Annotated in this window: 23 protein-coding genes and 1 pseudogene; 10 read left to right on the top strand and 14 right to left on the bottom strand. The window is 71.2% G+C overall.

Features of this window, described 5'->3' with window-relative positions:
* Positions 1-365 precede the first annotated feature (365 nt).
* The 3 genes from OO67_RS16295 to OO67_RS16285 form a co-directional block, all read right to left on the bottom strand.
* On the bottom strand, positions 366-947 hold the full coding sequence (locus OO67_RS16295; RefSeq protein ID WP_033300888.1) for a TetR/AcrR family transcriptional regulator: 582 nt from the start codon (positions 945-947) through the stop codon (positions 366-368).
* A gap of 5 nt (positions 948-952) precedes the next feature.
* The gene (locus tag OO67_RS16290) at positions 953-2,506 is read right to left on the bottom strand and encodes an MFS transporter (protein WP_033300886.1); all 1,554 of its coding nucleotides are present in this window, start codon (positions 2,504-2,506) and stop codon (positions 953-955) included.
* 407 nt (positions 2,507-2,913) lie between these two features.
* Complete coding sequence (locus OO67_RS16285) at positions 2,914-4,224, bottom strand: acyltransferase family protein (RefSeq protein WP_051709478.1); 1,311 nt, start codon at positions 4,222-4,224, stop codon at positions 2,914-2,916.
* A 367-nt stretch (positions 4,225-4,591) separates the two neighbouring features.
* On the opposite strand from OO67_RS16285, the gene OO67_RS16280 reads away from it, so the two are divergent.
* Positions 4,592-6,826, top strand: coding sequence for a serine/threonine-protein kinase (locus OO67_RS16280; protein WP_033300884.1), 2,235 nt, complete (start codon positions 4,592-4,594; stop codon positions 6,824-6,826).
* 181 nt (positions 6,827-7,007) lie between these two features.
* On the opposite strand, the gene OO67_RS16275 is transcribed toward OO67_RS16280, so the two are convergent.
* Positions 7,008-8,204 carry a PP2C family protein-serine/threonine phosphatase gene (locus OO67_RS16275; protein WP_033300882.1) on the bottom strand — a complete coding sequence of 399 codons (1,197 nt, stop codon included), beginning with the start codon at positions 8,202-8,204 and terminating at the stop codon, positions 7,008-7,010.
* A 949-nt stretch (positions 8,205-9,153) separates the two neighbouring features.
* Positions 9,154-9,567: an arsenate reductase ArsC gene (locus tag OO67_RS16270; RefSeq protein ID WP_033300880.1), complete on the bottom strand. Its 414-nt coding sequence runs from the start codon at positions 9,565-9,567 to the stop codon at positions 9,154-9,156.
* A 90-nt stretch (positions 9,568-9,657) separates the two neighbouring features.
* Between OO67_RS16270 and OO67_RS16265 the strand changes: the two genes are divergently transcribed.
* Together OO67_RS16265 and arsB are read left to right on the top strand one after the other, a co-directional pair.
* A complete protein-coding gene (locus OO67_RS16265) occupies positions 9,658-9,966 on the top strand; it encodes an ArsR/SmtB family transcription factor (RefSeq protein WP_033300878.1) in 309 nt (102 codons plus the stop codon).
* The gene (arsB, locus tag OO67_RS16260) at positions 9,963-11,081 is read left to right on the top strand and encodes an ACR3 family arsenite efflux transporter (protein WP_033300877.1); all 1,119 of its coding nucleotides are present in this window, start codon (positions 9,963-9,965) and stop codon (positions 11,079-11,081) included. Before OO67_RS16265 ends, arsB begins: the two co-directional genes overlap by 4 nt.
* A gap of 204 nt (positions 11,082-11,285) precedes the next feature.
* On the opposite strand, the gene OO67_RS16255 is transcribed toward arsB, so the two are convergent.
* Positions 11,286-11,657: an ArsR/SmtB family transcription factor gene (locus tag OO67_RS16255; RefSeq protein WP_033300876.1), complete on the bottom strand. Its 372-nt coding sequence runs from the start codon at positions 11,655-11,657 to the stop codon at positions 11,286-11,288.
* 552 nt (positions 11,658-12,209) lie between these two features.
* On the opposite strand from OO67_RS16255, the gene OO67_RS16250 reads away from it, so the two are divergent.
* The 4 genes from OO67_RS16250 (at position 12,210) to OO67_RS16235 (ending at position 15,022) form a co-directional block, all read left to right on the top strand.
* A complete protein-coding gene (locus OO67_RS16250) occupies positions 12,210-12,413 on the top strand; it encodes a cold-shock protein (protein WP_023586116.1) in 204 nt (67 codons plus the stop codon).
* A 339-nt stretch (positions 12,414-12,752) separates the two neighbouring features.
* Positions 12,753-14,246: a DEAD/DEAH box helicase gene (locus tag OO67_RS16245; RefSeq protein WP_033300875.1), complete on the top strand. Its 1,494-nt coding sequence runs from the start codon at positions 12,753-12,755 to the stop codon at positions 14,244-14,246.
* Between the two features lie 45 nt (positions 14,247-14,291).
* On the top strand, positions 14,292-14,696 hold the full coding sequence (locus tag OO67_RS16240) for a CBS domain-containing protein (protein ID WP_033300874.1): 405 nt from the start codon (positions 14,292-14,294) through the stop codon (positions 14,694-14,696).
* 47 nt (positions 14,697-14,743) lie between these two features.
* The gene (locus OO67_RS16235; protein WP_033300873.1) at positions 14,744-15,022 is read left to right on the top strand and encodes an SCO5918 family protein; all 279 of its coding nucleotides are present in this window, start codon (positions 14,744-14,746) and stop codon (positions 15,020-15,022) included.
* Between the two features lie 116 nt (positions 15,023-15,138).
* On the opposite strand, the gene OO67_RS16230 is transcribed toward OO67_RS16235, so the two are convergent.
* On the bottom strand, positions 15,139-16,332 hold the full coding sequence (locus tag OO67_RS16230; protein ID WP_051709498.1) for a PP2C family protein-serine/threonine phosphatase: 1,194 nt from the start codon (positions 16,330-16,332) through the stop codon (positions 15,139-15,141).
* A gap of 500 nt (positions 16,333-16,832) precedes the next feature.
* On the opposite strand from OO67_RS16230, the gene OO67_RS16225 reads away from it, so the two are divergent.
* Positions 16,833-17,324 (top strand): hypothetical protein, encoded by a 492-nt coding sequence (locus tag OO67_RS16225; RefSeq protein WP_033300870.1) that lies wholly within the window; start codon positions 16,833-16,835, stop codon positions 17,322-17,324.
* Positions 17,325-17,422: 98 nt separating this feature from the next.
* On the opposite strand, the gene OO67_RS16220 is transcribed toward OO67_RS16225, so the two are convergent.
* The 5 genes from OO67_RS16220 to OO67_RS16200 all read right to left on the bottom strand — a co-directional run bounded on the left by OO67_RS16220 (position 17,423) and on the right by OO67_RS16200 (position 24,374).
* Positions 17,423-18,841, bottom strand: a complete 1,419-nt coding sequence (locus OO67_RS16220; protein WP_033300868.1) for a serine/threonine-protein kinase — start codon at positions 18,839-18,841, stop codon at positions 17,423-17,425.
* A complete protein-coding gene (locus OO67_RS16215; protein WP_208861028.1) occupies positions 18,838-19,638 on the bottom strand; it encodes a serine/threonine protein kinase in 801 nt (266 codons plus the stop codon). The genes OO67_RS16220 and OO67_RS16215 overlap by 4 nt, the downstream gene beginning before the upstream one ends.
* Before the next feature lie 247 nt (positions 19,639-19,885).
* The gene (locus OO67_RS16210) at positions 19,886-21,922 is read right to left on the bottom strand and encodes a DUF8189 domain-containing protein (RefSeq protein ID WP_033300867.1); all 2,037 of its coding nucleotides are present in this window, start codon (positions 21,920-21,922) and stop codon (positions 19,886-19,888) included.
* Positions 21,923-21,939: 17 nt separating this feature from the next.
* Complete coding sequence (locus OO67_RS16205) at positions 21,940-23,457, bottom strand: DUF8189 domain-containing protein (protein ID WP_033300865.1); 1,518 nt, start codon at positions 23,455-23,457, stop codon at positions 21,940-21,942.
* A 311-nt stretch (positions 23,458-23,768) separates the two neighbouring features.
* Positions 23,769-24,374, bottom strand: a complete 606-nt coding sequence (locus tag OO67_RS16200) for a hypothetical protein (RefSeq protein ID WP_033300864.1) — start codon at positions 24,372-24,374, stop codon at positions 23,769-23,771.
* Between the two features lie 167 nt (positions 24,375-24,541).
* On the opposite strand from OO67_RS16200, the gene OO67_RS16195 reads away from it, so the two are divergent.
* Both OO67_RS16195 and OO67_RS16190 read left to right on the top strand, forming a co-directional pair.
* The gene (locus OO67_RS16195; RefSeq protein ID WP_033300862.1) at positions 24,542-25,786 is read left to right on the top strand and encodes a helix-turn-helix domain-containing protein; all 1,245 of its coding nucleotides are present in this window, start codon (positions 24,542-24,544) and stop codon (positions 25,784-25,786) included.
* A gap of 130 nt (positions 25,787-25,916) precedes the next feature.
* Positions 25,917-26,378: pseudogene (locus OO67_RS16190) on the top strand (IS5 family transposase); the annotation flags it as partial.
* Here the strand turns inward: OO67_RS16190 and OO67_RS39860 are convergent.
* Positions 26,359-26,598, bottom strand: coding sequence for a hypothetical protein (locus OO67_RS39860; RefSeq protein WP_244300235.1), 240 nt, complete (start codon positions 26,596-26,598; stop codon positions 26,359-26,361). The pseudogene OO67_RS16190 and the gene OO67_RS39860 sit on opposite strands and share 20 nt — an antisense overlap.
* A complete protein-coding gene (locus OO67_RS39855; RefSeq protein WP_244300233.1) occupies positions 26,558-26,767 on the bottom strand; it encodes a hypothetical protein in 210 nt (69 codons plus the stop codon). The genes OO67_RS39860 and OO67_RS39855 overlap by 41 nt, the downstream gene beginning before the upstream one ends.
* Positions 26,768-26,936 lie beyond the last annotated feature (169 nt).

Raw genomic sequence — 26,936 nt, 5'->3', positions numbered from 1 at the left:
AGGAAGGCCTGGTGCCGGCCGCCGTCGAGAGGTCTGCAGGGGTCGAGCCGACCGGGCCGGCCGGCAGCCGTCCACTCGGTAGTCCCTCGTGGCTCACTGCGCGGGCGGTGCGGCGGGCGGTGTGGCCGCCCGTGCGCATGACGCGGGCCGTCCGTTGCGAGGCCGAACGTCGGTGACGTGCAACGGGGGCGACCACCGGAGGCCAAGGGTGTCCCGTGATCCCGGGTGGATCAGCGCGCGGCGTCGGATGCGGTGCATCGCAAGGCGGAGGGACGTCCGCACACTGGATGTATCCGGGCGTTCCGGCAACGCGGCGAGGTGCCGTAGCTGTCGTCGTGCGCCCGCCGGGGATCATGGAACAGCCCTTATCCGTGCTCGGTGGGCTCTGGCAGCGCCCTCGTGAGGACTGCCCGGACGTGGTCCGGGTCGGCATCGTGGTCGTCGAGGAGGATTGCTGCGCACAGGCCGTCGCAAAGTGCCACGAAGGCCTCAACGGCGTCAGGGTCGTCCGTCTGTGTTCGGGCGAGTGCCGCGACGTTGTCGCGCCAGCCCCGTGCCGCGGGACGCAGGGCGGGGCGGCGGGCCGCCAGGGTCGACAGCTCACGTTCGGCGAGTGCGCGCTCACGGCCCGGCCCCGCAGACTCGGCGATGAGCCGGGCGAGCCCGTCGAGAGGGTCGTCCGCGGTCTCGACGAGCTGGCGGATGCGGCGCGTGTACGTGTCGGCGACGCTGGTCAGGGCGGCGACCAGCAGGTCGTCGAGTGTGGCGAAGTAGTAGAGGGTCAGACTGGTGGTGATTCCCGCCTCTTTGGCCACGGCCCGATGGGTCACGCCGGAGGCACCGTCGCGGCGGACGATCGCGAGCGTTGCCTCGATGATCTGGGTCCGGCGGCGCTGACCGCGCAGCTTGCGCCCATCGACCGCGTCCTGCTGGTGCTCATCCGTCATTGCCCTCACCGATCATCGCCGCTCACGCGGGTCGAGACTATCGGCTCCGCCCCGGGGCCGGAATCGCCGATCGGGCGGATGTGACGCAGGGTTCCGAAGCAGGCGACCGATGCTACGGCGATCGCGACACCCGCGGTGATCGCGGCGGTGTTGAGTCCGCTGGTGAACGCGTCCTGTGCGTGTCGGAGAGCCCCGGCCGGCAGCGCGTCCGCCACGGATCTCGCGCCGGAGAGGCTGTCGTTGTAGGGCTCGGCCACGGACGGGGGCAGTCCGGGCCGAGCCTCGACCGCCGTCCGGTAGATCGCCGCGGTGAGGCTCCCCAGGAGCGCGACCCCGGCCGCGATCCCGAGCTCTTGCACGGTCTCCGACAGCGCGGCGGCCGACCCGGACCTCTCCGGCGGTGCCGCGCCCACGACGAGGTCGGTTCCGAGTGCGGCGATGACTCCGATGCCGAAGTAGATGAACGCGAATCCGGTGACCACGCTCAGCCGGCTGTCGGTCCCGGCAAAGGCGAGGAAGACGTATCCGACGAGGGACAGCGCGAGGGCGGAGGCCATGACGACCCCCGGCGGAAAGCGAGTGGCGATCAGGGGCGCACCGATGCCGGCGATCAGCATGGCCAGTGCCGGTGGCCCCATCCACAGTCCCGCCGCGGTGGGCGAGAACCCCGCGACGAGCTGCAGGTGCTGCGTGATCAGGAACATCATCCCGCCGTAGCCGACCAGGCCGACCAGCAGAACTGTCAGAGCGGCGGAGAAGGCCCGGTCGGTGAAGAGCCTGATGTCCAGCAGTGGTTCTCTGAGGCGCAGTTGGCGACGGACGAACGCAACCGCCGAGCCGCCGCCGAGCAGGACGGCGGCCGAGGCCTGGACGTCGAGGCCATGTGCGGCGACATGCTTGACCGCATAGAAGGCCGGAAGCATCGCCGTCAGGGACAGCCCGACGCTCGACAGGTCGAGCCGCCCCGCGTCGGTCCGGAACTCCGGCACCAGCGTCGGCGCGGCAGCCAGCACGAACACGCTGACGGGTACCGCGATCAGGAAGGCCGCACCCCACCAGAAGCCGGCGGCCAGGACTCCGCCCACGACCGGTCCGGCCGCCATGCCGAGCGCGAACATCGTGGCCCAGGCGCCGATCGCCAGCGCCCGCTGCCGGGCGTCGGCGAACATGTGGCTGATCAGGGACAGTGTGGACGGCATCAGCGTCGCTCCTGCCACTCCGAGCAGTGCCCGCGCCACGATCAGCCACAGGGCGCTGGGGGCGAACGCCGCAAGGACCGAGGCGGCCCCGAAAGCGGCCATGCCGATCATCAGCAGGCGTCGGCGCCCGATCCGGTCGCCCAGCGTGCCCATGGTGATCAGGAACCCCGCGATGAGGAATCCGTAGATGTCCATGATCCACAACGTTTCCGTCGCGGTGGGGTCCAGGTCCGCGGCCAGGCTCGGGGCGACGAGGTACAGCGCCGTCACGTCGAGCCCCAGCAGCACGGTCGGTAACGCCAGCACCGCGAAGCCGGCCCACTCCCGCCACCCTGCGCGTAACGACGGTTCCGCTGCCATCACACCCTCCTATCTAGTTGAACGAACGTACTAGTTGTACCATCGTTCAGCATTGTGGAGAAGGGGCCGGGCCGTGGGCACAGGAACGAACGCACCCCCTCGGCGTGGAGGGGAGACGGCTGCCTCTCGGTGCAACAGCACGGTCGGCGCCCGCCGGAGCGGCCCGCCCCGCGTCAGGAAGCGCGATGCGACGACCCCCACGGGCGTAGTGGCGCGGCGGGTGCACGGCTACGGGCGTCAGCCTCGTGCTCGCGGCTACGGGCGTCAGCCTCGTGCTTGAAGGCGGTGAACCGGCCGGTGTTCTCCGAGGCGCACGTCCATGTCGCCGGGTCGGTCGCCGCCTGCGGTGCTGATCGTCTGTGCGTGCCGCGGCTGACGCGGTCGCAGCGTGGGGTTACTCGGCGACCTCAAGCCCCCGGCGGTCCCGCACCGTTCACAGCGGGCCGGTGCTCGTGACGGGCTTCGTCGCCGGTGGCCGTCCGGTGGTGCCCGAAGCGGCGCGTCAGAGGCGCTTCCACATACCGGTACAGAGCCACGGAGCAGCCCAGCGCGACCGCGAGCAGGACGAGGACCAGGAACGTGCCGGTCGCCAGGGAGAACGTGCGAGTCGGTCCGATGATGTGGGAGGCCGTCATGATGACGGTCAGGTGGACCATGTAGAACGCGAAGGAGATCTCACCCAGGAACACCATCGTCGGCCTGCGGAACACCGAGGGGCTGTTGTGCAGGTCCGCGACCGCGGCGGCGGCGATCAGGGGCGCGGTGCACACGGACGCCAGCCCGCTCCTGCCCGCGAGGTAGGGCTCGCACAGAGCGAGCAGATATCCGGCTGCGGCCACCGCGAAAGCAGGCACGAGCCCGATCCGAGGCCACATGCCTGCGGTGACGATCCTGGCCAGGAGGATGCCCAGGACGAATTCGAGCGCGCGGACCGGTGGGAAGAAGTACACGAACCACACCTGACCGAACGACACGGGGGCGGTCATCGAGAAGAGGCTCAGCCGTGGCTGGTCGGGCACCAGGAACGTCGCGACGAGGAAGGCACCCGCGATCAGCGCGATCACCGCTGCCGCTGCCGGCCACAGCCACCTGCTGCGCATGCGGCGCAGAGCGGGCAGCAGAGCCGGAAAGGCCAGGTAGAAGAAGAACTCGCAGGACAGGGACCAGCTGACCTCATTGACGGCCATGCTGGTCCGCAGGCTCGGGAACCAGGCCTGCTGCAGAGTCAGCGACGCCAGCCAGTCGACCGCGGAGGTGGGCCGGGCCATGGCGGTCACCAGGAGGGCGGCCAGGCCGAAGGTGACCAGATGGGTGGGACCGATCTTCACCAGGCGGCGGCGCCAGAACGAGCGTGCGGCGTCGTCCGGCCGTGCGGTCCAGGTCAGGACGAACCCACTGAGGACGAAGAAGAAGCCGACACCGTACGGGCCGGCAAGGGAGCAGGCCAGTTTGAGCGCCGTCCCGATGTCGCCCGGCACGAGTCGGGTGAACCACAGGACGTGCCCGGTGAAGACGAGTAGTGCGGCGACGAACCGCAGTCCTGTCAGCGACGGCAGCCGGGACGGGGTCGGACGTGTGGCCGCGCGCGTGGAGCCGCGTTCCTTCGGACGAGCGCCGGCGCGGCCTTCCCGGCCGAGACGCAGGCGTCCACCCGAACCCGCCCACTGGAGGAACGCGACACGACTGCCCGACCGGCCGGTTCCCAGGTCCACACCCATGACAGGAGGAACGACCACGACGGCAACCCGTCACGCTCGGAGAGGAGCTGAGGTGCCTCGCGGGAGTCAGGGCAGCCCGGGGCAAGGGCGGCGTGGTCCGGCCTGACGCGTCGTCCGGTCCGGCAGGAGGCCCGGGTGCGGTGCGTAGACGCAGATCAGGCCTTGTGCTTCAGAGGCGTCGATTCCGCTGGTGCCACGCGTGCGAAGAGGTCAGGAGCCCCGTCGGCGCGCGGCACGGGAGCAGCCCGCGGCCCCCGGTCGGTCACCCGCTTTGCTCTGCCGTACCGCCCTGCGGCTAGTTTGTGTGCAGGACAGGAAAGCAGGCCCGTGGCGGCAGAGGCGCACGGGGGACGGGAGGTCGGGAAGAGTGTCGCTGCGCGGAGGCGATCCAGCCGAGATCGGCGGCTATCCGCTCGAGGCGCGGCTCGGCTCGGGTGGCATGGGCACGGTCTTTCTGGCCCGTACGAGTTCGGGGCGACCTGTCGCGATCAAACTGATTCACCAGCACTTCGCGGGGGACGACGAGTTCCGCACCCGTTTCCGCCATGAGGTGGCGGCCGCGAGGCGGGTGAGCGGCGCGTTCACCGCAGCCGTGGTCGACGCCGCCCCCGAGGCCGAGCAGCCGTGGATGGCGACGACCTACATCGAGGGGCACACGCTCGCCCAGCGCATCGCCACGAAGGGCCCGTTGGACGGAGCGGAGCTGAGGAGGCTGGCCATCGGGCTGGCGGAGGCGCTGCGCGACATCCACCGGGTGGGGGTCGTCCACCGTGACCTGAAGCCCTCGAACGTCGTGCTCTCGCCCGAGGGCCCGCGCGTCATCGACTTCGGCATCTCGCGCGCCGTGGACCAGCAGACGCTGACGATGACGGGGCGGGTCATCGGGACGCCGCCCTTCATGTCGCCGGAGCAGTTGCAGGCGCCGCGTGGAGTGGGACCGCGGTCCGATGTCTTCTCGCTGGGGACGCTGCTGGTGTACTCGGCGACGGGCCACGGGCCCTTCGACGCGGACAGCCCGTACATGACGGCGTATCAGGTGGTGCACGAGGAGCCGTCGCTGGGTGCCGTGCCGGTGGCTCTGCGCGCGGTGGTCGAGTCCTGTCTGGACAAGGAGCCCGAGGGACGACCCTCGGCGGACGAACTCCTCGTGCTGCTGCGGGACCTCCCGGCCGACCTCGGTGGGACCGAAGCGAACGGGGTCGGCGCGGGCCGCGTCCGCGACGTGATCACCCAGCATCACACCGCGACGCGGGCCACCCCGGCCCCGATCGACCCTGCCGGTGCCGATGGTCCTGGGGCCACCGGCACCCCCATCGGCCGCCGTCTGCGTCGCCGATGGCGCCCTGTGCTCGCGGCCGCGGTCGCGGTGGCCGCGATCGGCGGGGGAGTCGCCGTGCTGAAGACCGGCGGCCCTGAGGGGCGCAGCGGGGGCGACAAGGGCAACGGCGTCGCGGCGCCGGGTGCCGCACTTCCGGACGGCTTCGAGCCGTGGCGCAAGACCGTGCGGGGCGGTCAGGAGGACATCCCCGACGAACTGCGCTGCGTCGCGCGCGGCGACGCGCTGTTCTGCGGGGGCGGCGGTGTTGTCGCGACCCGCGTCAGGGCCCTGGACGGCTCGCGGGTGTGGACGGCGAAGAGCCCGGGCGTCCCCGTCCAGGGCATGCACCTTGTGGGCGCCACCGACGACACGGTGCTCGGTTACCGCTTCGCGGCCCAGGACGCCCCGCAGGACCCTCCCGCCGAGGTGGTGGCCCTCGACGCGGACGACGGCCGGGAGTTGTGGTCCGTGCCGTCCGGCGCCCAGTCGACGGCCGTCACGGGCCGGACTCAGGACGCCGTCGTGGTCGGCTCCGCCGTCGTGACGGTCGACTCCTCCAACTCCCGCTTCGAGGCACGGGACGCGCACAGCGGTGAGGTCACCTGGACGACGTCGTTCCCCGCGGGTACGCAGTGCGCTCCCGTCCCGGTAGGCCCACAGGTCTTCGCGATGTGCGCGACGGATGCGGAGGTGGATGCCACAGAGGTGCGCCACCCCACCCTCCACACGGTCGACCGTGCCTCGGGGGCACTGGGCAGGGCCATCGCGATCGACGGCCCCGCAGTGCCGACGGGCACCGCCGACGGCAGGCTCGTCCTCCTTCAGGGGCGCCTGGAGGGACCGGCGCTGGTCGGCTACGACGGAGTGGTGCGGGTCGACCCGGCCTCGCGCAAGGTCACGTACTCCCGACTGGCCAAGACATACGAGGGGACGCCCGGGGTGGCGGACGACACCGTCTACGTGAGCGGGCAGACCGGTCTCGTCACGGCGCTCGACCCCGCGTCCGGCCGGGAGAAGTGGTCGCGGCAGACGGCCGTGGAGGGTGCGTCGGGTCCCGCCGCGGGAGAAGACGCGCTGTACTTCAGCTCGGCCACAGGCCGGGTGGTCGCGCTGTCGCCGCACGACGGCAAGACCCTGTGGACGACGGACCCGCAGGCCGATGGTTTGACGGGCGAGCAGGGCGCAAGCCCGCGCGTGACCGTTGCGGGGCGTGCGGTGATCGTGGCCGCGGCCAGGAACACGCTCTTCGCCTTCGACGCGCAGAAGCCGCCGAAGGCGGGCTGACCCCGGAAGGCCCGGCCCGGCCGCAGCGGCGGAGAGCGACGCGGCCTCCCGCCGGGCCCTGTTGGCCGTCACCGGCAACAAGACGCTGACGCGTACGGCCGTGCTGCTGGAACCAGGTCTCCGCGAGCGCGGCCGCCTTGTCCACGCACCTGCGGCGGACGTGTCGCAGCCCGAGCGGTCATCACGCCGCGCGAGCGCCGCGCGGAGCGAGTCCTTCGGTGCCGTGCCAGTCCAGTATGAGGACAGTGGCGTCGTCGGTGAGGTTGCCGCGGCAGGCATTCAGTACCGCTGTGGTCAGGGTACGGACGGCCTCCCTGGGATGGGAGGCGCGGGTCTCGGCCACGAGGGAGGCCAGATCCACAGCTGCGGCACCGCGTTCCTGCATGCCGTCGGTGAGCAGAACCAGACGGTCGCCGGGGTGCAGCTGAAGCTCCTGGAGTTGGTAGGAGGTGGGCGCGGCGACCCCGAACGGCAGGTTGACGGCGAGCCGGACCTCCTCGGCTTCCGCAGCACCGTCCCGCAGGCGCAGAGGCCAGGGATGTCCTGCGTTGACCAGTTCGCAGGTGCCCGTCTCGAGACGGATGCACAGCAGTTGTCCGGTGGCCAGCCCACGATTGTGGCTCAGCAGGGCCTCGTGAGCGCGATGGGCCTGATGGAGCGCGTCGCAGCCCGTGCGCCGGGCCCCGCGCAACGCACCGGTGACCAGCGTGGCCAGCAGGGCGGAGTCGGTGTCGTGGCCCATGGCGTCGGTGATGGACAGGTGCAGCGTGTCCCGGTCGAGGGTGTAGTCGTAGGTGTCGCCCCCGATGTCGTCGGCCGGGACCAGACCTGCGGCGAGGGTGAACTGGGGGGCCTCGCAGCAGGAGGCCGAGGGGAGCAGCTGATGCTGGATCTCGGCGGCCAGACTGGTCCGAGTGGTGCGCCGGCCGGCGTGGTACAGATCGGTGAAGCGGCGGTCCGTGACGATGATGTAGGCCAGTGCGTGGGCCGCGTCGCTGATCTGCCCGAGCACGGTGTCATCGGCGTACTGCAGTGTGACCTCCAGCAGGCCGATGCAGTCGCCGCGATTGCTCACCGGCGAGATCACGCGCTGTCCGCCCTGACCATCCGGTTCCACGTGCTGCCGCTGGTCGCGGAGGACCGTGTCGTACAGGCTGCCTTGCAGATCGATCGGTTCCGCGGCGTCCACCAGGTCGCTCTCGGCAGGCGCGGTCAGGCGCAACAGCCGCTGTTCCATGAGATCGACGAACAGGAACGACACGCATTCCGCCCCGAAGCGCTTGCGCAGGTCGTGCGCGATCACGCCGACGGACTCGCCGGGCGGCGCGGACTCCGCTGCGGCCAGAAGCTCGCCGAGCTCCAGATCTCTGCCATTCATGGCAACCTCCCTCGTCTGTCGCCACTTATTCCCCGGGTTTCGTCAACCTCACCTGTGCTTCCGTCACGCCCGGTCACGACGTCTCCACTTCGGCGTTGCGTGCCGGTGGCGCATCGACGTGCGGCCACGCTGCCCCCGGCACCGGTCCGGCCACCTGTGCGGCCGTGGAACGGCGGTGCAGGACGCGCCGCCCGCCGAGGCCGAAGCGGTCGCATGTCCGAGGCCGGCGGAGGACCGGTTCCGCCGGCAGGGCACGTTGTCCGTGCGGTACCCGGGCATCACCTGGCGGGCCTGGAACCGCGCGTGGGCGGATGCCTTTCGTGTGCGCGGAGAGGACCCCCGCCCTGGCCGACTGCATCCCGCTGTTGCCGGCCGGGTCGGGCACTCCCGCAGGCGCGCCCACGCTCCGCTCGGCACCGAGGGTCACGGCAGCAAACCCAGCCGGCGGACCGCGCCGACGCGGGGGCGGTGCCGGGCCGGGCCGTCGTTCATCGCGTGGTCACCGGACCCCCGTCAGTCCTGTCCTGACGACGGGTTATGACTGTCCCTGTTCCGATGACCGGTGGCGACGACGTCACCGAAGGACGCGGCCGGTGCTCGCGCGATCAGTCGGGTAGTTCGCTTCGTCCGTCGTCCTCGGCCAAGCGCGTCCACGCGGTGTGCGTCGCGGCAAGGCACGCGCTGGTCGCGGCATGCGCACGGAACGCGGCGTCATGGGTGGCCGCGGTCTCCGAGGGCGTCGACGATGGCCTGCTGGAGTGCGTACTGGCTGTCCTGAGGCCGGGCCCGCAGTGCGGGAGTCGAGACCATCAGCCCGCGGCGGATCGGCGGCGACGAAGAAGCACCCGTCAGCAGACCCTGCGGGCGCAGCGCCGGCTCCGGCCGTGGCTGGTGGCGGCGGTGGCGTCGTCCGGTGGGTTGGAGCCGACGGTGACCTCGCGTGTAGCGTTCATGCCGTCTTCTCCGGAGCGATCTCGGCGATCAGGCCCTCGACCAGGGTCTTGATCTCGTCACGGATCGGGCGCACGGAACCGACGCCCTGACCCGCCGGGTCCTCGAGCTTCCAGTCCAGGTAGCGCTTGCCGGGGAAGACCGGGCAGGTGTCGCCGCAGCCCATGGTGATGCAGACGTCCGACTCGCGGACCGCGTCGACAGTGAGGACCTTCGGCGTCTCGGTGGAGATGTCGATGCCGACCTCGGCCATGGCCTCGACGGCGGCCGGGTTGACCTGGTCGCCGGGGCTGGAGCCGGCGGAACGGACTTCGACGCGGTCTCCGGCCAGGTGGGCCAGCCATGCGGCGGCCATCTGGGACCGGCCGGCGTTGTGGACGCAGACGAACAGGACTGACGGCTTGTCGGCCATGGTGATCGCTCTCTCCCGACGTGTGGCGGAACGGCCGCCGATGACTTCCGTCCGCTGTATCAGCGGGCGATGATGTGAAAGTATCAGTGCATGCTGACTTCAGTCGATCCTGATCTGATCCGGGTGCTGGGCGATCCGCTCCGCCTCCGGATCGTGACCCTGCTGGCGCGCGAGACGCTCTGCACGACGCACCTGGTCGAGGAGACCGGAGCCAGGCAGACCAACCTGTCCAACCACCTGAAGGTGCTGCGTGAGGCCGGGCTGGTGGAGACCGAGCCGTGCGGCCGCTTCACCTACTACAGGCTCAAGCCGGAGGTCCTTGGAGGGCTGTCCGAGCAGTTCGCCGAGCTCGCCGCCTCCGCCCGCACCGCCGCCGAGAACAAGAGGGCCTGCCCGTGACCTCCACCGAGCCCTCGGCTCCCTCCGCCCAGGACGCCGGCCCGGCCGGCGACGACTCGATCGTCGGAAGGCTCTCCACCCTCGACCGCTACCTCGCGGTGTGGATCCTGCTGGCCATGGCCGTCGGTCTCGGGCTGGGCCGTCTCGTCCCCGGGATGAACGGCGTGCTCGCGAGGATCGAGATCGGCGGCATCTCCCTGCCGATCGCGCTCGGCCTGCTGGTCATGATGTACCCCGTCCTCGCCAAGGTCCGCTACGACCGGCTCGATCGCGTCACCGGCGATCGCAAGCTGCTGGTCTCCTCCCTGGTCATCAACTGGATCGTCGGACCCGCGGTCATGTTCGCGCTGGCGTGGACCTTCCTGCCGGACCTGCCCGAGTACCGCACCGGCCTGATCATCGTCGGGCTCGCCCGCTGCATCGCCATGGTCATCATCTGGAACGACCTCGCGTGCGGCGACCGCGAGGCGGCAGCCGTACTCGTCGCGCTGAACTCGGTGTTCCAGGTCCTCGCGTTCGGCCTGCTGGGCTGGTTCTACCTGGACCTGCTGCCGCGCTGGATGAACCTCGGCGACGGCCAGGGGCTGGACGTGTCCGTCTGGCACATCGCGATGAACGTCGTCATCTTCCTCGGGATCCCGCTGCTGGCCGGATTCCTCACCCGCCGCATCGGCGAGCAGAAGATGGGCCGTGCCGTCTACGAGGCGGAGTTCCTGCCGAAGATCGGCCCGTGGGCCCTGTACGGGCTGCTGTTCACGATCGTCATCCTCTTCGCCCTGCAGGGCGAGACCATCACCTCCCAGCCGCTGGACGTCGCCCGGATCGCGCTGCCGCTACTGGTCTACTTCGCGATCATGTTCTTCGGTACCTTCCTCCTCGGCAAGGGGCTCGGCCTGGCCTACGACCGCACCACGACCCTGGCGTTCACCGCGGCGGGCAACAACTTCGAGCTGGCCATCGCGGTCGCCATCGCCACTTTCGGCGTCACCTCCGGTCAGGCCCTCTCCGGCGTCGTCGGCCCGCTCATCGAAGTGCCGGTGCTGATCGGCCTGGTGTACGTCGCGCTCGCCTGGCGCAGGAGGTTCGCTGCGGACGCGGTGACGACGACCCCGTGACGCACACGGCGGATCGAGGGGTTTGTCCCTCGGTGGCCGCCCTCATGGCGTCGGCGGGCCGGCCCGCCGACGCTGCTCGCGAGATCGGCGGGCTGAGCCGACGGTCATGTGAGGGCGGGACTGCGGCGCTCGACGAGGACGAGGCCGCCAGGCGCCGTGCGGGCGACCGGTCCGCTTCCCGCTCCGCCGGTGTCCGTCCGGCCGTCAGGCCGCGGCCGGCATGGCCAGCAGCTTGCCCATCGCGGCGAGCACCGCCGGCTCCACTCGGTAGTACACCCAGGTGCCGCGCCGCTCGGAGGTCAGCAAGCCGGCCTCCCTCAGCTTCTTCAGGTGATGGGACACGGTGGGCTGGGAGACGCCGACGTCGGAGATGTCGCACACGCATGCCTCCCCGCCCTCGTGCGAGGCCACGGCGGAGAACAGCCGCAGACGGACCGGGTCGCCCAGCGCCTTGAACATCCGCGCGGCCGTCTCGGCCTCCTCGGCGCTCATGGGGCGCTCGGTCAATGGCGGGCAGCACGGCGCCGCACCCTGATCGTCGGCTTCGAGCAGCGGCAGCACCTTCGCATTCGACATGTGTCTATGTTGACACACTTCGAACCAGCGCCGTGAGGGCCGTCACGCTGAGAGGCCGACCGTCGCGGCCCCGCGCCGCGCTGCTCGCCCTCTCCGCCACGCAGGTCGTGAGCCGGGTGGCCGACGGGGGAGCGGTCGTAGGGTGGCGGGCGCCCGGGGCCGCTACGAGGTGGTGATGCTCGGGCCCGCGGAACGCCGCGCGTGTCTTCGTGTCCCTGGTGGCCACCGGACCGGTCGGTGACTCTCCCGGCAACGTTGTGGTCTGCGTGAATCAATACCTGTTCCCGTGAAGTGAGAGTTTGCCGGACCACGCGGTGAGAGTTTTTGGTGCAATGGGCGAAGCAGAATTATGCGGTGTGCGCGGGCAGTTTCTGCGTGCTACTGTCGATCTCAGTTGCAGTTGTGGTTCCCAAAACTTCAAGTGCATCCACCCGATTTCTTCCGGTGGGAGCACTTTTGTATTTCCGGTCATTTTCCGGGCGGGGTAATCATCGCGGCGACACGGCGTCCGTGCAGTGCGGACCCGGTGTACTGCCCCAAAGGAGATATGACATGGCTGCTGGTACCGTGAAGTGGTTCAACGCGGAAAAGGGATTCGGCTTCATCGAGCAGGACGGTGGCGGCGCTGACGTGTTCGCCCACTACTCGAACATCGCCGCCCAGGGCTTCCGCGAGCTCCTCGAAGGCCAGAAGGTGACCTTCGACATCGCGCAGGGCCAGAAGGGCCCGACGGCCGAGAACATCGTCCCGGCCTGACACCGGACCGAAGTCCGTAGCTGGGGCCCGCATCCTTCGGGGTGCGGGCCCCAGCTACGTGCATTTCCCCTGGACGCTTCACCGGCGGGACGACGCGGAGGAATCCGCAGTCTCACCGCGTGCGGGTTCCTCATCGGAGTGCAGGCGCAACCCCCAAGTCCCTACCGTGGCTGACGCCCGGATCCTGCATCCCTCGCGTCCTGTGTTTCAGCACCTGCTCGCGCGTGGATTTCCGTCGGCCAGATCTGCTCTTTTGTCATCGGTTCATTCTCGTAATTCGCCATGCTGCGTATCGCTGTGGGAATTCCTTGATATGTGCCGCATCAAGGAAGGTTCCGCATGAACCGCACACGTACGCACGACCGCTCCGCCCGCAGCAGTAACGGCACTGCCGACACCGGCAGGGGAGGAAGCCGATACGGCTCGCAGGCGCCGCGCCGTTCCGCCGGGCCGGCCCGCTCCGGCGGTTACGGCCGCCGAGCCGCCGCGGTGCAAGGTGAGTTCGCGCTCCCCACGACGATCACACCCGCGCTGCCCGCCGTCGATGGCTTCGCCGACCTCGAGATGCCCGAGCAGTTGCTGGCCGAGCTGGGCAGGCAGGGAGTGACCGTGCCGTTCCCGATCCAGGGTGCGACGCTGCCGAACTCTCTGGCGGGCCGTGACGTCCTGGGCCGTGGGCGTACCGGTTCCGGGAAGACCCTTGCCTTCGGCCTGGCCCTCCTCGCACGCACCGCCGGACAGCGTGCCGAGCCACGCCAGCCGCTGGGACTGATCCTCGTACCGACACGTGAGCTGGCGCAGCAGGTGACCGACGCGCTGACGCCGTACGCCCGTTCCGTCAGGCTTCGACTCGTCACGGTCGTGGGCGGGATGTCGATCGGCAGGCAGGCCGGAGCGCTGCGCGGCGGGGCCGAGGTCGTCGTCGCGACCCCGGGCCGGCTCAAAGATCTCATCGAACGTGGCGACTGCCGGCTGAACCAGGTGGGCATCACGGTGCTGGACGAGGCCGACCAGATGGCTGACATGGGTTTCATGCCGCAGGTCACCGCGCTGCTCGACCAAGTGCGTCCGGAGGGGCAGAGGATGCTGTTCTCCGCCACCCTGGACCGTAACGTCGACCTGCTGGTACGCCGCTACCTGACCGACCCCGTCGTGCACTCGGTCGACCCGTCGGCCGGGGCCGTCACGACGATGGAGCACCACGTCCTGCACGTCCACGGCGCCGACAAGAACACCGCGGCGACCGAGATCGCCGCCCGCGACGGCCGCGTGATCATGTTCCTGGACACCAAGCACGCCGTCGACCGACTCACCCAGCACCTGCTCGACAGCGGTGTCCGGGCCGCCGCGCTGCACGGGGGCAAGTCGCAGCCGCAGCGCACCCGCACGCTCGCGCAGTTCAAGACGGGGCACGTCAGCGTGCTGGTGGCGACCAACGTCGCGGCGCGCGGCATCCACGTCGACAACCTCGACCTGGTGGTGAACGTCGACCCGCCGACCGACCACAAGGACTACCTCCACCGCGGAGGCCGGACCGCCCGCGCCGGCGAGTCGGGCAGTGTCGTCACCCTCGTCACACCGAACCAGCGCCGCGACATCGTCCGTCTCATGTCGGACGCCGGGATCCGGCCGCAGACCACCCGGATCCACTCGGGCGACGAAGCCCTGAGCCGGATCACCGGCGCCCAGGCCCCGTCCGGCATCCCGGTTGTCATCACCGCACCGGTGGCCGAACGCCCCAAGCGCAACGCCTCCTCCCGCGGCCGACGCCGCCCCGCTCCGGCAGCCCGGCGCGCGGCGGTAGGCGAGTCCCGCTTCGGTGCGGCAGCCTAGGACGTTCGTATCAGGAATCCGGCCCACTTCTGCAGGAGACACCTTTTGACGCTGGTTCGCATCCAACCCAGCCCGGCGGGCGCCGGCCCCGTGCACCGACCGGTGGCCGAGGCCATGGACGCGGCCGGGCCGCAGGTCTGCGACGACATGAGTGTGGAGGTGGCGCTCGCAGTCATGGCCGCCGCCCTCACGGGCCGACTGGCCGTCTGCGACCAGGACGGCCGGTGCACCGGCCTGGTCACCCGGACCGAACTCGCGGCCGTCCGGGAAAGCTCCGCCTACACGGACCGGGTCCGCCTGCGCGACGTTCTCGGCGGACACGGATCGCCCACGTCGCTCGTGACCGGTCTGGCCGAAGCCGGGCACCCGCTGCGCCGCCTGCCGCTCGGTGCCCTGCCGGTGGCCGGTGCACAAGACCTTGCTCCGGGCGTTCCCGCCCTCTCCCGCTGAACCGCCTCACCCCTGGTCGGACCGTCCCCTTCTCCCTGTGAGGCCACATGCGCTGCGTCATCGCCCGCTTCCCGTTCGATCTGACCAAGAGCGGCGTGCTGGAATCCATGAAGGGCGTCAAGCCCGAACCGGGCACCGGCGAATCCGTGACCATCGGCCGCCGCCACTATCCCGTCAAGCAGGTCGGCCAGGTCATCACACGCCAGGACCGACGTGACTTCAGCGCCGGCGAAGTCCTTCGGGCCATGGCCAGGCTCGGCTTCACCTGCCGTACCTTCCCCGAACTCGCCGCACCGCCCGAGGGGCGCGCACACGGCGTCCGGTGACCGCACCCGGTGGGCTCCGCCGCTCACGTGGACGAAGACGCCTGGCCAGGTGCCGGGCGTGCGAAGGTCTGGGCCGCTCAGCCATTGCTGAGCGGCCCTGAGCTGCTCCTCCAGGATCACCGCCCAGGAGTGGTCCGTCCCGTCCGCGACGTGGCCGAGGCGTCGGCGAGGTCGGCGCCGGTGTCGGCGTTCCGCCGGGAGCGGTCCACGCCGTGCCAGTCCAGGCACATGACGGTCGCGTCGTCCTGCAGGTGACCGCGGTTGGCGTCGACGACCGACGCGATGAGGGCACGGGCGGTCTCACGGGGATGCAGCGCGCGTGTGCTGACGATCAGGTCCGACAGATCGAGGCTGCCGGCGTTGCGCTCGAGCATGCCGTCCGTCAGCATCACCAGCCTGTCACCCGGCCGCAGGTCCAGCGACTGGACCCGGTAGCTGTGAGGGACGTCCAGGCCGAACGGCATATCGATTCGCGGAGTGATCTCCCCTACCTGTCCGTCCCGCATCAGTAGCGGCCAGGGGTGCCCGGCGTTGATGAACTCGGTCGTGCCGTCGATCAGGCTGATACGCAGGAGCTGGCCGGTGACGTAGCCGCGGCTGCTGTGCTCGCGCACGGCCTGATCGGCCTGGCGGGCCTGCTCGGCGAGGTCGGCACCGGTCCTTCGCGCCCGGCGCAGGGCGCCCACCAGGAGGGTGGCCAGCAGGGCGGCGCGGACGTCGTGCCCCATGGCATCGGTGACGGAGAGCTGGACGGTGTCCCGGTCGATCACGTAATCGAACGTGTCACCCCCGACGTGGTCGGCCGGTTCGAGCGCTCCGGCCACCGAGAACTGTGCCGCCTCGCAGGTCAGCGACGCCGGGAGCAGCCGGTGCTGGATCTCCGCGGCGAGACTCAGCGGGATCGTGCGGCGGCCCCACTGGTACACGTCGGTGAAGGACCTGTTCGCGATGACGATGTACGCCAAGGCGTGTGCTGTCTCGCCGATCTCCCGCATCGCCGCCGCGTCAGGCGCCGTGGACAGGAACAGTTCCAGGAGCCCGATGGCGTCCCCGCGGTTGGTCACCGGGGCGACGATCCGCACCAGCGAGCCGTCGCCTCTGTCCTCCACGCTCGGCCGCTGGGTGCGGATCACGTCGTCGTAAAGGGTGCCGCGCAACGTGATGCGCCGGGCGGGCTCATCGGTCTCGACGCTGCCGGCGGCCCCCAGCCGTACGACCGAGCCACCGGTGAAGTCGGTGATCAGGAACGATACCGACGCGGCCCCGAGGCGCTCCTTGAGCATGCGTGCGACCACGTCGAGCGACTCCACGGGGGCCGCGGCTTCCGCCGCTGCCAGCGTCTCCGCCAGAGTTGTCGCACTGCCCACGTCCCCTCCGGTGCCAGGAGTACGGGGGGCCGGCCCACCGTCCTCGTCAGGCCCGCGTACGGTCACGGTGACTCCTCGCTGCTCGCTGCGTCCAGGGTTCCGTCCCGGGTGGGAGCCGGGCCGACGCCAAGCCCGGTGCCGGGCAGATGTTATTGCACCGCAGAGCCCCTGAGCGGTATTCCCCTCGGCCGAGCGCGCGTTCCCTGCCCGCCTGTCTGCCTGCCGGTCTCGCCCGCCCTCGCTGCGGCCGCCGCGGTTTCCGGACGGAGCGAGCCCGAAGCGGGGGAGCACAACCGTGTGCGGCGGTGGCGGGGGTTCCGGCACCGCAGGGGGCTGGATACGCGGCCCGGCCCGGTTGTAGCCCGTGCCAGGTCCCGCCGGGCGACCCGTACGGTGGAGGCGGGGTCGGCCCGATTGGTGTGCGAGAGCGGGGGAGTTGTCCGGTGAGCATACGGCTGGCCGAGGTGGAGATCGCCCGCATACGGTGGGAGGATTTCCGTACGCTCGGCAACCGGTCCGGCGGGATTCCCGGGACGCTGCGCAGCCTGCTCGCAGCCGCCGATGAGAACGAGGCCATGGCGGCCTACTGGGACCTGGAAAACGTCGTCGTCGTGCAGGGTCAGTTGCACAGCGCCGCGTTGCCGACGGTCTCCGTGCTCCTGGCGGGCTTGCTCGGTGACCTGTCGCCGGACGCCCGGGACCTGGTCCTGGAACTTCTCCAGCAGATCGTCATGGGTGAGTCCGACGAGAACGAGGCCGCCCTCGGCAACACCGACCTGGGTGACCGCTGCCGGGAAGCGGCGCGCACCGGTCTCTGGCTCGTCTACCGCGAGCTCGGAACCCGGCGCAGGGAGACGGCGGAAGCCATCCTGGAACGCATCGAGAACGAGAAGCCGAGACTCGCCGCCTGCCTGGCCGGAGTCCGGGGCAAGTAGCGTGCCGCCACGCCCTCCGAAGCGCGATCCGGCCGACCACCGCGAGTCACTCGCCACCGCAACAGGACCAGCAGTACGGAGATCCAGGACCCGTCACCTCAGTGGCAGTCCAGCAGTGCCGATCGTTCCCGGGTGCGTACGGCGGGGAGCCAGGCAGTGGGAGGCTCGGAGCCGGCCGGGAGGCGGACGCGGAACCAGCGGGTGGACCGCCGGTCCTCCTCGTCGATGATGGGCTCCCCGCCGGCCATCTGGCAGTCGGCGGTGAGAACGTCGCCGTGCCACACCCTGGTCGGTACGACGTTCTCCGCGGTGTAGGGAAGCATGGGATCGATCGCCAGGCCCAGACTGCACCGCGGGTTCCGGTCGACCCGCTCCCGGCAGTCCTGCTCGGCGTTGTACACCCGGATCGTGCCGGGCGTCGGGGCGTCCTCACGGCCCGGTGATGCGGCCGAGGTCGTCCGTACCGCGTCCGAGTACAGGGCAGCGCCCGCGATCCCGCAGAGCGCGGTGGCCAGGGCGGCGGTTCGGGCCCGGCCGCCCAGCCGTCCTGACCCCGCCTGAGGTCTCGCCTGGTGGGCGGCGATGCGGGCGAGCAGGCTCTCGGCGGTGTGGGGGGCGCGGGCGTCGTGGGTAGGGGCGAGACAGTCGGCGGCCAGCGCCCGCCAGAACGGCGGCACGGCGTGGTCCATGCGCAGCGGCGCACGCCCTTCGCCGTACTCCTGCACCGCGGCACCGCGCGCCACGGATGTGGCCCCGGCGAACGGAGAGCGGCCGGACGCGAACACCTCGTGGATGACGATGCCCAGCGCCCAGATGTCCGCGGTCGGCCGGACCCGCACACCGAGTTCGCCGAGGGGCGCCCTCCAGCGCTCGGGCGGAAAGTAGTCCAGGGTGCCCATGGGAGGCGCGTACCCGTGGGTCCCCGTCAGCTCGGTGGCGAGGCCGAAGTCCGAGAGCTTCACGGAGTGGTCCCTGCCCAAGAGGACGTTCTCCGGCTTGAGATCCGCGTGGACCCAGCCCGACCGGTGGAGATGGGCGAGTCCTTCGCAGATGCCCGCTATCAGCCGGCCGCGATCGGCCTCCGGTACTCCCGCGTCGACCAGTTCTCTCAGACTGCCCGCGGCCCGTTCCATGACCAGCACGATCGCGCCCTCCAGTGAGGGGCGGTCGGGTGCGGAGAGAACCAACGACTCCAGGAGGCCGATCAGCCGCGGATGTCCGGCCCTGCGGCCGAGTTCGACCTCGCGACGGGCGGATTCCACGATCCTGCGCGTCTGGCGCGGCGCGAGTCCGGCGGTCGGCATGATCTTGAGCGCGACGTCGGCGAGGCCCGGAGGCGTGGCGGTCCCGCCGGTTCCGTCCGGGCGCCCGTCTGCCGGTCGCGCCGCGTACACCGTCGACCAGCCCCCCGAACCGATCCGGTGGGTCACCACCCAGTCTCCGACCTGGTAGCCGGGTGGCAGCAGGTCCGTCCGGTCGTGTTCCGCGGTGCCCCCCGCACCGTGCGGCGGTCTCATCGCGCCGCCTGCCGCTCCCGCCCGCCGGCCGCTGCCGGAGGCGGCAGCAGCACGAGGTGCTCTTCCCGTACGAGCCCGAAGCGCAGTGCCAGCCCGACGATCTCCTCCCGCTTGCCGTTGCGGCGGTCGGGTTCGTGGGAGTCCGGGCCGCCGATGCGCAGCTTCTCCTCGGCGAGGTAGTCGATGTGCGAGCTGACCGCCCGCGCGGTCAGCGCGCCACAGGTGGGGTGCTCCCTGAGCCGCTCGACGATCTGGGGTGTGGTGGGGACCGCCACGCGCGACTGGTCGCGCAGGCGTGGTTCGCAGAGCGCGACCAGGACGAGGAAGTACGTCGCCGTCTCGTTCAGGGAGTACGCGGTGACGGTGCTGTTCCCCCAGGGGACACCCATGGCGTCCGGGTCCAGATAGAGGTGGTCGGGAGCGAACACCTGGAAGGAGATCGTGACGTCCCCGCGCGTGGGCAGCACGACGCGCGAGAACTCGAACGGGATCGGCGCCCCCACCCGCCGCGGCGGGACCCTCAGGTATTCGCCCGCTCCCTCCGGGTTCTCCACGAGATAGCTGTGGGTGGTGCTGTGATTCGTCAACTGCCAATGATCGTCGGTCACACGAATCTCCCCGGCGAGCCGGGAGATCGCCCGGTCGGCGAGGCGCAGCTCGACGGGGATCGCCATGGAGCCCCGTCCGAAGCGCGCGACCTCGCCGGGACCCAGCCGTAACGTCACCGCGTCACCGTGCGGTTCGCCGCCGTCGGCGCCACCGCTTCCCCGCGGCAGATGGACGACTACGCCGCTCACCGCTCCCCCCGATCCACGCATCGCTTGCCGGACCAGCGGAACGATACTCATCTCTCAGGGGAGTTCACCGGCGTACTTCGGCCACATCGCCGGAACCGGCCGCCCGGGGCCGTGGATGCATCGTTCCGGACCGCGCACAGTGGGCAAAGTCACCGTGCGGAGGGGGCAGGAGCCCGGGCCCGGGGGGAGGGGCGGCGCGAACGAGGCCCCGAGAACCCGTTCGGATGGCGGGATTCGCACGCTCCGCTCAGAGAGCAGGGCTCCCCGACAGGAGGGGCGCGACCGTGCGATCCCCGAAGGCCGTCCACGGCTGCCACCCGCCGCTCGGCCGGGCCTGGACGCGGGCGCGCATCCGGCCGGCGACGGTGACGGCGAGGACGTGCAGCCGCCCGGCGGCGTCGAGCGCCGCCGTGGGCGAGGCGGCCAGCCGGATGCCGGGCTCCCCGAACTCCCCGCCGGGATGCACGTCCCCGCCGGGAGCGACCTGCCAGCGGTGGCCGAGCCGGGCTCCGCCGGGCGTCAGGGAGAACGCCTCCAGCCGGCCGTCGGAGTTCACGGCGAACGCCGGGGCGGTGGCGCTCCAGCCGAAGAGCGGCCGCCATTCGTCCCAGCCGCCGCTCGGCACGGCCTGCCGCCGGGCGAAGGTTCCCACGCCAGACGGTCCGATCGCGGCGACGGTGAGCCGGCCGCTGCCGTCCCTGCCCACCCGGGGCGCGGCTCCGGCCGCGGTGCCGAACCGGTGCCACGACGCGGTCCAGGGTCCGCCGGGGGCTTCCTGCCAGCGGTGCTCGATGCCCGAGCCGCCGGGGGTGAGGGCGAACACCTCGAGCCGGCCGTCGGCGTTCCCCGCGACAACCGGTGGAGCGCCCGCCGGCCCGCCGAATCCGGGCTCCCACGGGTCCCAGACCGGGGAACCGGCAGCCCTCTGCCGCCGCCGCGCGACGGAGGCGCCGCCGGGGCTCAGGGCGAAGGCCTCCAGCCGGCCGTGGGCGTCGCGGGCGATGGCGGGGGCGGCACCGGCCGGACCGCCGAACTCCTCCCAGTCGTACCAGCCGCCGTCCGGCCGCTGCACCCGGTGGTGCAGCCTGGCGCCGCCCGGGGCGAGTGAGAACACCTCGAGCCTGCCGTCGGTGGCCCGTCCGAGCGTGGGAACCGCACCGGCGGGCCCTCCGAAGGGCTCCCATTCCGACCAGCTGTCCGTGTCCGGGTCGAGCTGGACGCGCCGCAGCATCGTGCGGTCGGTGGCGTCGAGCGCGAACACCGTCAGGCGGCCGGCCACGTCGAGGCCGGCCACCGGGTTGTCGGGGCTCTGCCACGGAGGTGGCGTGTCCCGCCATGACAGGGGAGCCACGTACAGCCCGTTCCGGAACCAGCCCGCGGCGCTCGCGTACCAGGCCTCCCCGTCGTGGACCACCTCCACGGCGTGACCGGGCACATGCCCCGCCCATCCGGAGAGCTCGAAGTGGAACGGGTCCGGCGACGCGAGGACGTCGGTGCCCTCGTAGCCGTTGCGCGGACCGATGAACAGGTAGTACCAGCCGTCCCGTCCGAGGACGTACGGCGATTCGGTGACCGAGACGGTCGCGTCCGTGCTCGCGTCGGTGAACGCGACGCCCTGCTCGCCCCAGTTCAGCAGATCCGCGGAACGCCGGTAGGCCACGACATGGTGGCCGCCGCCCGGGCCGGAGAGTTCCGTGTAGTACATGACCCACTCGCCACCGACCCGCACCACCATCGGGTCACGCGCCGCGAGCCCCCGGAACAGCGGGCCGGACGGTTCGCGGGTCCAGGTGAACAGGTCGGTCGACGTGGCGAGGTTGATCGCCGCGCCACTCGCGCCTCCCGCGGCGTAGAACATCCAGTACCTGCCGCCCGCCTCGATGACGTGCGGCGCCCACAGGTGGGCCTCACCGAAGTAGGACGGGTCGACGGTGAGCGCGTCGGGGTGGCTGGTCCACGGTCCGTGCGGGCTCGGTGCGGAGGCGTGGGCGAAGGAGATCTCCGCCTCGCTGTCGGGTGATTCGCCACGTGGTGCACTGTTCCCGACGATGGCGAACAGGTGCCAGCGGCCCTGAGCCCTGATCAGCGTGTGATCGTTGAGATACCGCGGGCCCGCGGAGGTGGAAGGGTCGTAGACGTACGTGAAGGGTCCCGCGGCGACCCGGTGAGGGGGCGGGGCGTCTCCGGAGGGCGTGGCGGCGACGGCCGGCACGGCGCCCAGGAACGGGAGGGCGCCGACGCCGGCCGCACCGCGCAACAGGCTCCGCCTGCTGATCGGAAGCATGAGTTCCTTCGGAGTGGTCAGCCGACGGCGGGGCCGGCGGAGTTGTTGAGCCAGATCCAGTCGGACCAGGTGGCGAAGCCGGTCTGCCACTTGTGGAAGGTACCGGCGTGGCTCGTGCCGAAGACCTCGATGCGGCCGTCGGCGTTGGTGGCGGCGACGACCTCGGTGCCGCCGGTACCGAAGGGAGCCCAGTCGCTGTAAGGGGCGTTCACAGCGGTCTGCCAGCTGTGCATGGCGGTGGTGCCGTTCATCGCGTAGACCTCGACGCGGCCGTCGGGGGTGCGTTCGCTGGTGAGCTGTGAGTCGGCCGGGCCGCCCGTGGGCTCCCATTCGGACCAACTCGTGGGGCCCGTCTGGTACTTGTGGAAGACGCCGACCGGGCCGGAGGCGAAGACCTCCAGCCGTCCGTCCGCGTTGTGGTCGACCGTGAGGTCGTGTCCGCCCTCGCCGAATCCGGCCCACGAGGACCAGCCGCCGTTGGGGGCGGTCTGGTACCGGTGCTGGAAGGTGCTGCCGTTGAGAGCGAAGACCTCCAGACGTCCGTCGGGTGCCTTCTCCATCTCCACCCGGCTGTCGGCGGGGCCGCCGCCCGTGGGCTCCCAACCCGACCAGCCGCCGTTCGGCGCGACTTGGTACCGGTGGAAGAGGCCTTCCGGCCCGGACGCGTAGACCTCGATGCGGCCGTCGGCGTTGACACCGGCGGCGGTGTCCCGGCCCCCACCGCCGAAGGTCTCCCATCCCGACCAGTCGCCGGAGGGGCTCGACTGCCAGCGGTGCTGGAAGGTGTTCCCGTTGATGGCAAGCAGTTCCAGACGGCCGTCGGCGTTCGGTGCGAGGGCGAGTTCGGCGTTGCCGGGCCCACCGAGCGCTTCCCACTCCGACCAGTTGCCGTTGGCCTCCTGCTGCCAGGCGTGGTGGATGCCGTCGGCTCCGGCGGCGAACAGTTCCAGCCGCCCGTCCGCCGACCGCGCCGACACGACCCGGCCCGACTCCGCCGGATGCACCAGCGGCCGGGGCCGCGGGCCACTGCCCGGGGTGCAGGGCAGCACCACGCCGCGCTCCGCGAGGTGGACCTCGGGGTCGATACCGTAGGACGTGGACCGGTCCCCCCAGATCCGCAGATGGAGATGGGGCCCGGTGGACTGTCCCTCGGAGCCCATCAGGGCGATCTGCTGGCCGGCCACGACGCGGTCGCCGACGGAGACGTCCCGCCGGATCATGTGCCCGTATTCCGAGATCCTCCCGTCGGGGTGCAGGACCCGGATCCACTGGCCGTAGCCGCTCTCGTACCCGGAGATGGTCACCTCGCCGTCGCCCACGGCGTGGACCGGCGTGCCGACGGCGTTGGCGATGTCGACGCCGTTGTGGCGGCTGTGGAAGTGCTGGGAAACGAAACCGGCGGCCGGGCATGCCGCAGCGGCAGCCGTGGTCCCGGTGGCTGCGGCGGGAGTCGCGGGCAGCAGCGTCGGCAGCAGCAGGACGGATGTCGACGCGAGAACCCAGGTCAGTGCGCGCCGGGAAAACCCTGGAAGCACGAGTCCTTCTCCCCTTGGCGGTCTCGGGATGAGTGGGACGGTCGGTTCGGGCCGTGCGGAAGTCGGTACGGAAGGTAGCAACAGCGCGGGCCCGGGAGACCCCGGAACGTTACGGACTGACAGGCGGGAGCACGTCGGCTAAGAGACCAGCTCATTTGGCGAGTCTGCGGTAGCAGACGAGGGGGCTGGCGATGCTGGTGAAGGCCAGGAAGTGGTCGCCGCCGGCGGAGCAGGTGGGCACGACAGCGGCGCGCCCGGGTTCCGGCCGCGCCGCTGTCGAGCTGTGGTCAGCCCTCGGGGGAGCCCCCGGGTCAGTGGAGCTTGTTGACGGCTGTCTTTGTCGTGGTGCGGAAGGCGGTCAGCGGGGCGTCCTCGAGGTCGCCCATCTGGCCCCAGCGGACGAGGGTGACGGTGCGGCCGTCGCGGCCGACGGAGAACAGGTGGATGTCGGAGATGCCGATCTGCGGGTCGGCGGTGTCCAGGCTGTAGACCCAGGCGCCCTCCTCGACGGCGAGCTTGCCGTGGGAGGCGCTGACGGCCTGCAGGCCCGGGTTCTGCTGTTCCAGCAGGGGGCCGCAGCCGGCGAGGGCCCCGCGGAGGGTGTCGACCAGCTTCACTGCGTCGGCTTCGGTACGGGCGATGGTGGTGACCTGGACGCCGTTGGTGTCGAGCTCGGTGCTGAACTCGCGGTAGCGGGTGTTCTGCGCCGGGATCTTGTACGGGGCGCAGAGGACGCCGCCGTTCTCCGGGACGCCGGTGAAGACCTGGGTGGCGGTCCACGGCGTCGACGACGGCGGCATCTGGGAGGCGGCGAGGAAGGCGGGCTGGGCAGCGGCCTGCGCCGGGGCTGTGGCAAGGGCCGCGAGGCCCAGTGCGGCAGCGGCTGCGGTGGCGAGTGCGGTGCGGAGCTTGTTCATGGTGGTGGATCCCCCGTCGGGTCGTCCGTTCGGTCAGTGCTCAACCAGCGTGGGGCCGGCGCCCGCCGGCTGCAACGATCACGCGCCCACCAGCCGTCCCGGAACCATTCCACCCCCGCTGACGTGCAAGGACGTGAAGGATGGGACGCAGGGTCGAGGGGGATGGAATGCCGAAGGACGCCGCCGTCGAGGAGTTCGCGGGGCTCGTGCGCGCGCTGAAGGCGCGGGACGGGAGGAGTTACGAGGCGCTGGGCCGGCGGCTGAGCGTCAGCGCCTCCACCCTCCACCGCTACTGCTCGGGCGCGACCGTCCCGGAGGAGTTCGCCGTGGTCGACCGCCTCGCCCTGCTGTGCGGGGCGGACGAGGAGGAACGGCGGGCCCTGGAGGCGGCCTGGACGGAGGCGGACCGCGCCCGCCGCCGAGCGGCCTCGCCCGCGCCCACGCCTGTGCCGGCCGTGTCGGCCGCGCCGGAATCGAACCCGGAACCGTCCGCGCCGGAACCGGGCCCCGGCCCCGCCCCGGACCCGACCGCGCCGGACCCGTCCGCCCCGGACCCGACCGCCCCGGACCCGACCGCCCCGGACCCGACCGCGCCGGAGGCGCCCCGCGCCCGCCCCCGTCGTGGCGCCCCCGCTCCCCTCCTCGTCGTCGCCGCCGTCGCCCTCGTCGTGCTCGCCCTCGCCGCCGCCCTGCTCGGTCACCCCACCCGTACGGCTTCCGCCCCCGCTCCCGCTTCCACCGCTCCTGGGCGGACCGCGGCCCCCCTCCCCTTCACCTGGAGCATCGGCTCCCAGCTCTGGGAGGGCGGCTGCGGGCACACCTACCTCGTGGACCGGGCCCCCCGCGCGGTCGCCCCGCCGCCGGTCGCGGCCGACTCCGGGGCGTGGGCCGGGACGCACGGTGCTGTGCACGGCGGGGAGGCGCTGGTGCGGATCACGGTCCAGGGCCGGTCGCCGTCCGACGCCGTCGTCCTCCATGCCCTGCACGTGCGCGTGGTCGACCGCGCCGCGCCCCTGCCGTGGAACGCGTACCGGATGGACCACGGCTGTGGCGGCGCCATCACCCCGCGCCACTTCGCCGTGGACCTCGACCGGCCGCGCCCGCTCGCGAGGCCCGTCGACGGCCTTGACGCCTCCGGCGCCGAGGTCCGGAAGATCCCGGCCGTCTCCTTCCCGTACAAGGTCACCTCCTCCGACCCCGAGGAGCTGCTGGTCTCCGCGCGGACGGCGGGCTGCGACTGCCGCTGGTACCTGGAGCTGGAGTGGAGCGCCGGGGGCCGTACGGGGACGGTGCGGATCACGGACGGCGGGAAGCCGTTCCGCACGAGCGGGACCAGGGGGAGGCCGGCGTACGTGCACGACTCCGCCGAAGGGCGCTGGATCACGGACTCGGACTCTGGACAGACCGGGTGACCGATGAGTAACTTCGACCGACATAGGCTGAGCAAGCGCTTAGAGGCCATCTCATCTGGCGAGTCGGCGGTAGCAGATGAGGGTGCAGGCGATGCTGGTGAAGGCCAGGAAGTGGTCGGCTTGACGGGAACCGAATCCGGCCGGCCGTGGCAAGCTGGGATCGAAGATCCACCTGATCTGGTCTGTGACCGGATCGGGCTGCCGCTGTCGCTGGGCATCGCCGGAGCGAACATGCACGACAGCCAGGGTCTGGAGCCGCTCGTGCGCGGCATCCCGCCCGTCCGGTCCCGCCGCGGCCCGCGCCGCCGGAGGCCGGCGAAGCTGCACGCCGACAAGGGATACGACTACGACCGCCTGCGCAGATAGCTGCGTCAGCGACCCTCGCATCGCCCGCAAGGGCGTCGAGTCCTCGCAGCGGCTGGGCCGGCATCGCTGGGTGGTCGAGCGAACCGTGTCCTGGGCGGCGGGCTGCCGCCGGCTCCACCGTCGCTACGAACGCAAGGCCGAACACTTCCTCGCCTTCGTCGGCACAGCCGCAACCCTCATCGGCTACCGCCGTCGTAACAAGCCGATCAGACCGAGAAACCAGTGAGCCGAGGCCGGGCTTCCTCACGTCCGAAGGCCAGCACCTTCGCAAGTACCTCGCGCATCGCGTCGACGCTCTCGGCCGACACGTCGAGCACTGCCTCAATCTTTGCGTCCTCCAGCTCCAGATCATCCAGACAGCCGGGGGCCAGTGACACCGTGAGCAAGGTGTCCGTCAGAATCACCTCACGGACACAGCCATAGGCCGTGCACTGGTCTGGCGTCATCACGCAGTACGTGTCGAGCCCAAGGCGAGATGTCCTGTGCGGACGGCTCACCGACAGCGCTCGTGAACAGCAGGAAGAAGCCCTCGTCCTCCTCCGCCACGCCGGCCTGCATCTCGCCGTCGATATCAACCTCGGCCGCAACCGAAGAGGCCGTGAACCTGTATGCCATATGCAGGTTTTACCAGGAACCCAGTACAGACCACTCTCACCCCTTCACAACAGGTACTTGGGATGCCTCCATAAGAAGCGACGTCTAAAGCGCCTGTTGTCGCCGGTCATCGAGATTTCATCGGTTCTCCTTAGCGTGGCCGCGTTCGGACGACGGCCCGTACGACAGG

The sequence above is a fragment of the Streptomyces atroolivaceus genome (assembly GCF_000717025.1).
Taxonomy (GTDB): domain Bacteria; phylum Actinomycetota; class Actinomycetes; order Streptomycetales; family Streptomycetaceae; genus Streptomyces; species Streptomyces atroolivaceus.
Note: the sequence above shows the minus strand (reverse complement) of the source record. Positions and strands in the feature narration are given on the sequence as shown.

Excerpts from the sequence above, each read along its gene's own strand:
- OO67_RS16200 (WP_033300864.1), bottom strand. The coding sequence starts at position 24,374 with ATGAACAAGCTCCGCACCGCACTCGCCACCGCAGCCGCTGCCGCACTG.
- OO67_RS16290 (WP_033300886.1), bottom strand. The coding sequence starts at position 2,506 with ATGGCAGCGGAACCGTCGTTACGCGCAGGGTGGCGGGAGTGGGCCGGC.
- OO67_RS16270 (WP_033300880.1), bottom strand. The coding sequence starts at position 9,567 with ATGGCCGACAAGCCGTCAGTCCTGTTCGTCTGCGTCCACAACGCCGGC.
- OO67_RS16245 (WP_033300875.1), top strand. The coding sequence starts at position 12,753 with ATGAACCGCACACGTACGCACGACCGCTCCGCCCGCAGCAGTAACGGC.
- OO67_RS16195 (WP_033300862.1), top strand. The coding sequence starts at position 24,542 with ATGCCGAAGGACGCCGCCGTCGAGGAGTTCGCGGGGCTCGTGCGCGCG.
- OO67_RS16235 (WP_033300873.1), top strand. The coding sequence starts at position 14,744 with ATGCGCTGCGTCATCGCCCGCTTCCCGTTCGATCTGACCAAGAGCGGC.
- OO67_RS16210 (WP_033300867.1), bottom strand. The coding sequence starts at position 21,922 with ATGCTTCCGATCAGCAGGCGGAGCCTGTTGCGCGGTGCGGCCGGCGTC.
- OO67_RS16275 (WP_033300882.1), bottom strand. The coding sequence starts at position 8,204 with ATGAATGGCAGAGATCTGGAGCTCGGCGAGCTTCTGGCCGCAGCGGAG.
- OO67_RS16295 (WP_033300888.1), bottom strand. The coding sequence starts at position 947 with ATGACGGATGAGCACCAGCAGGACGCGGTCGATGGGCGCAAGCTGCGC.
- OO67_RS16220 (WP_033300868.1), bottom strand. The coding sequence starts at position 18,841 with ATGAGACCGCCGCACGGTGCGGGGGGCACCGCGGAACACGACCGGACG.
- OO67_RS16265 (WP_033300878.1), top strand. The coding sequence starts at position 9,658 with ATGCTGACTTCAGTCGATCCTGATCTGATCCGGGTGCTGGGCGATCCG.
- OO67_RS39855 (WP_244300233.1), bottom strand. The coding sequence starts at position 26,767 with ATGGCATACAGGTTCACGGCCTCTTCGGTTGCGGCCGAGGTTGATATC.
- OO67_RS39860 (WP_244300235.1), bottom strand. The coding sequence starts at position 26,598 with ATGACGCCAGACCAGTGCACGGCCTATGGCTGTGTCCGTGAGGTGATT.
- OO67_RS16285 (WP_051709478.1), bottom strand. The coding sequence starts at position 4,224 with ATGGGTGTGGACCTGGGAACCGGCCGGTCGGGCAGTCGTGTCGCGTTC.
- OO67_RS16255 (WP_033300876.1), bottom strand. The coding sequence starts at position 11,657 with ATGTCGAATGCGAAGGTGCTGCCGCTGCTCGAAGCCGACGATCAGGGT.
- OO67_RS16250 (WP_023586116.1), top strand. The coding sequence starts at position 12,210 with ATGGCTGCTGGTACCGTGAAGTGGTTCAACGCGGAAAAGGGATTCGGC.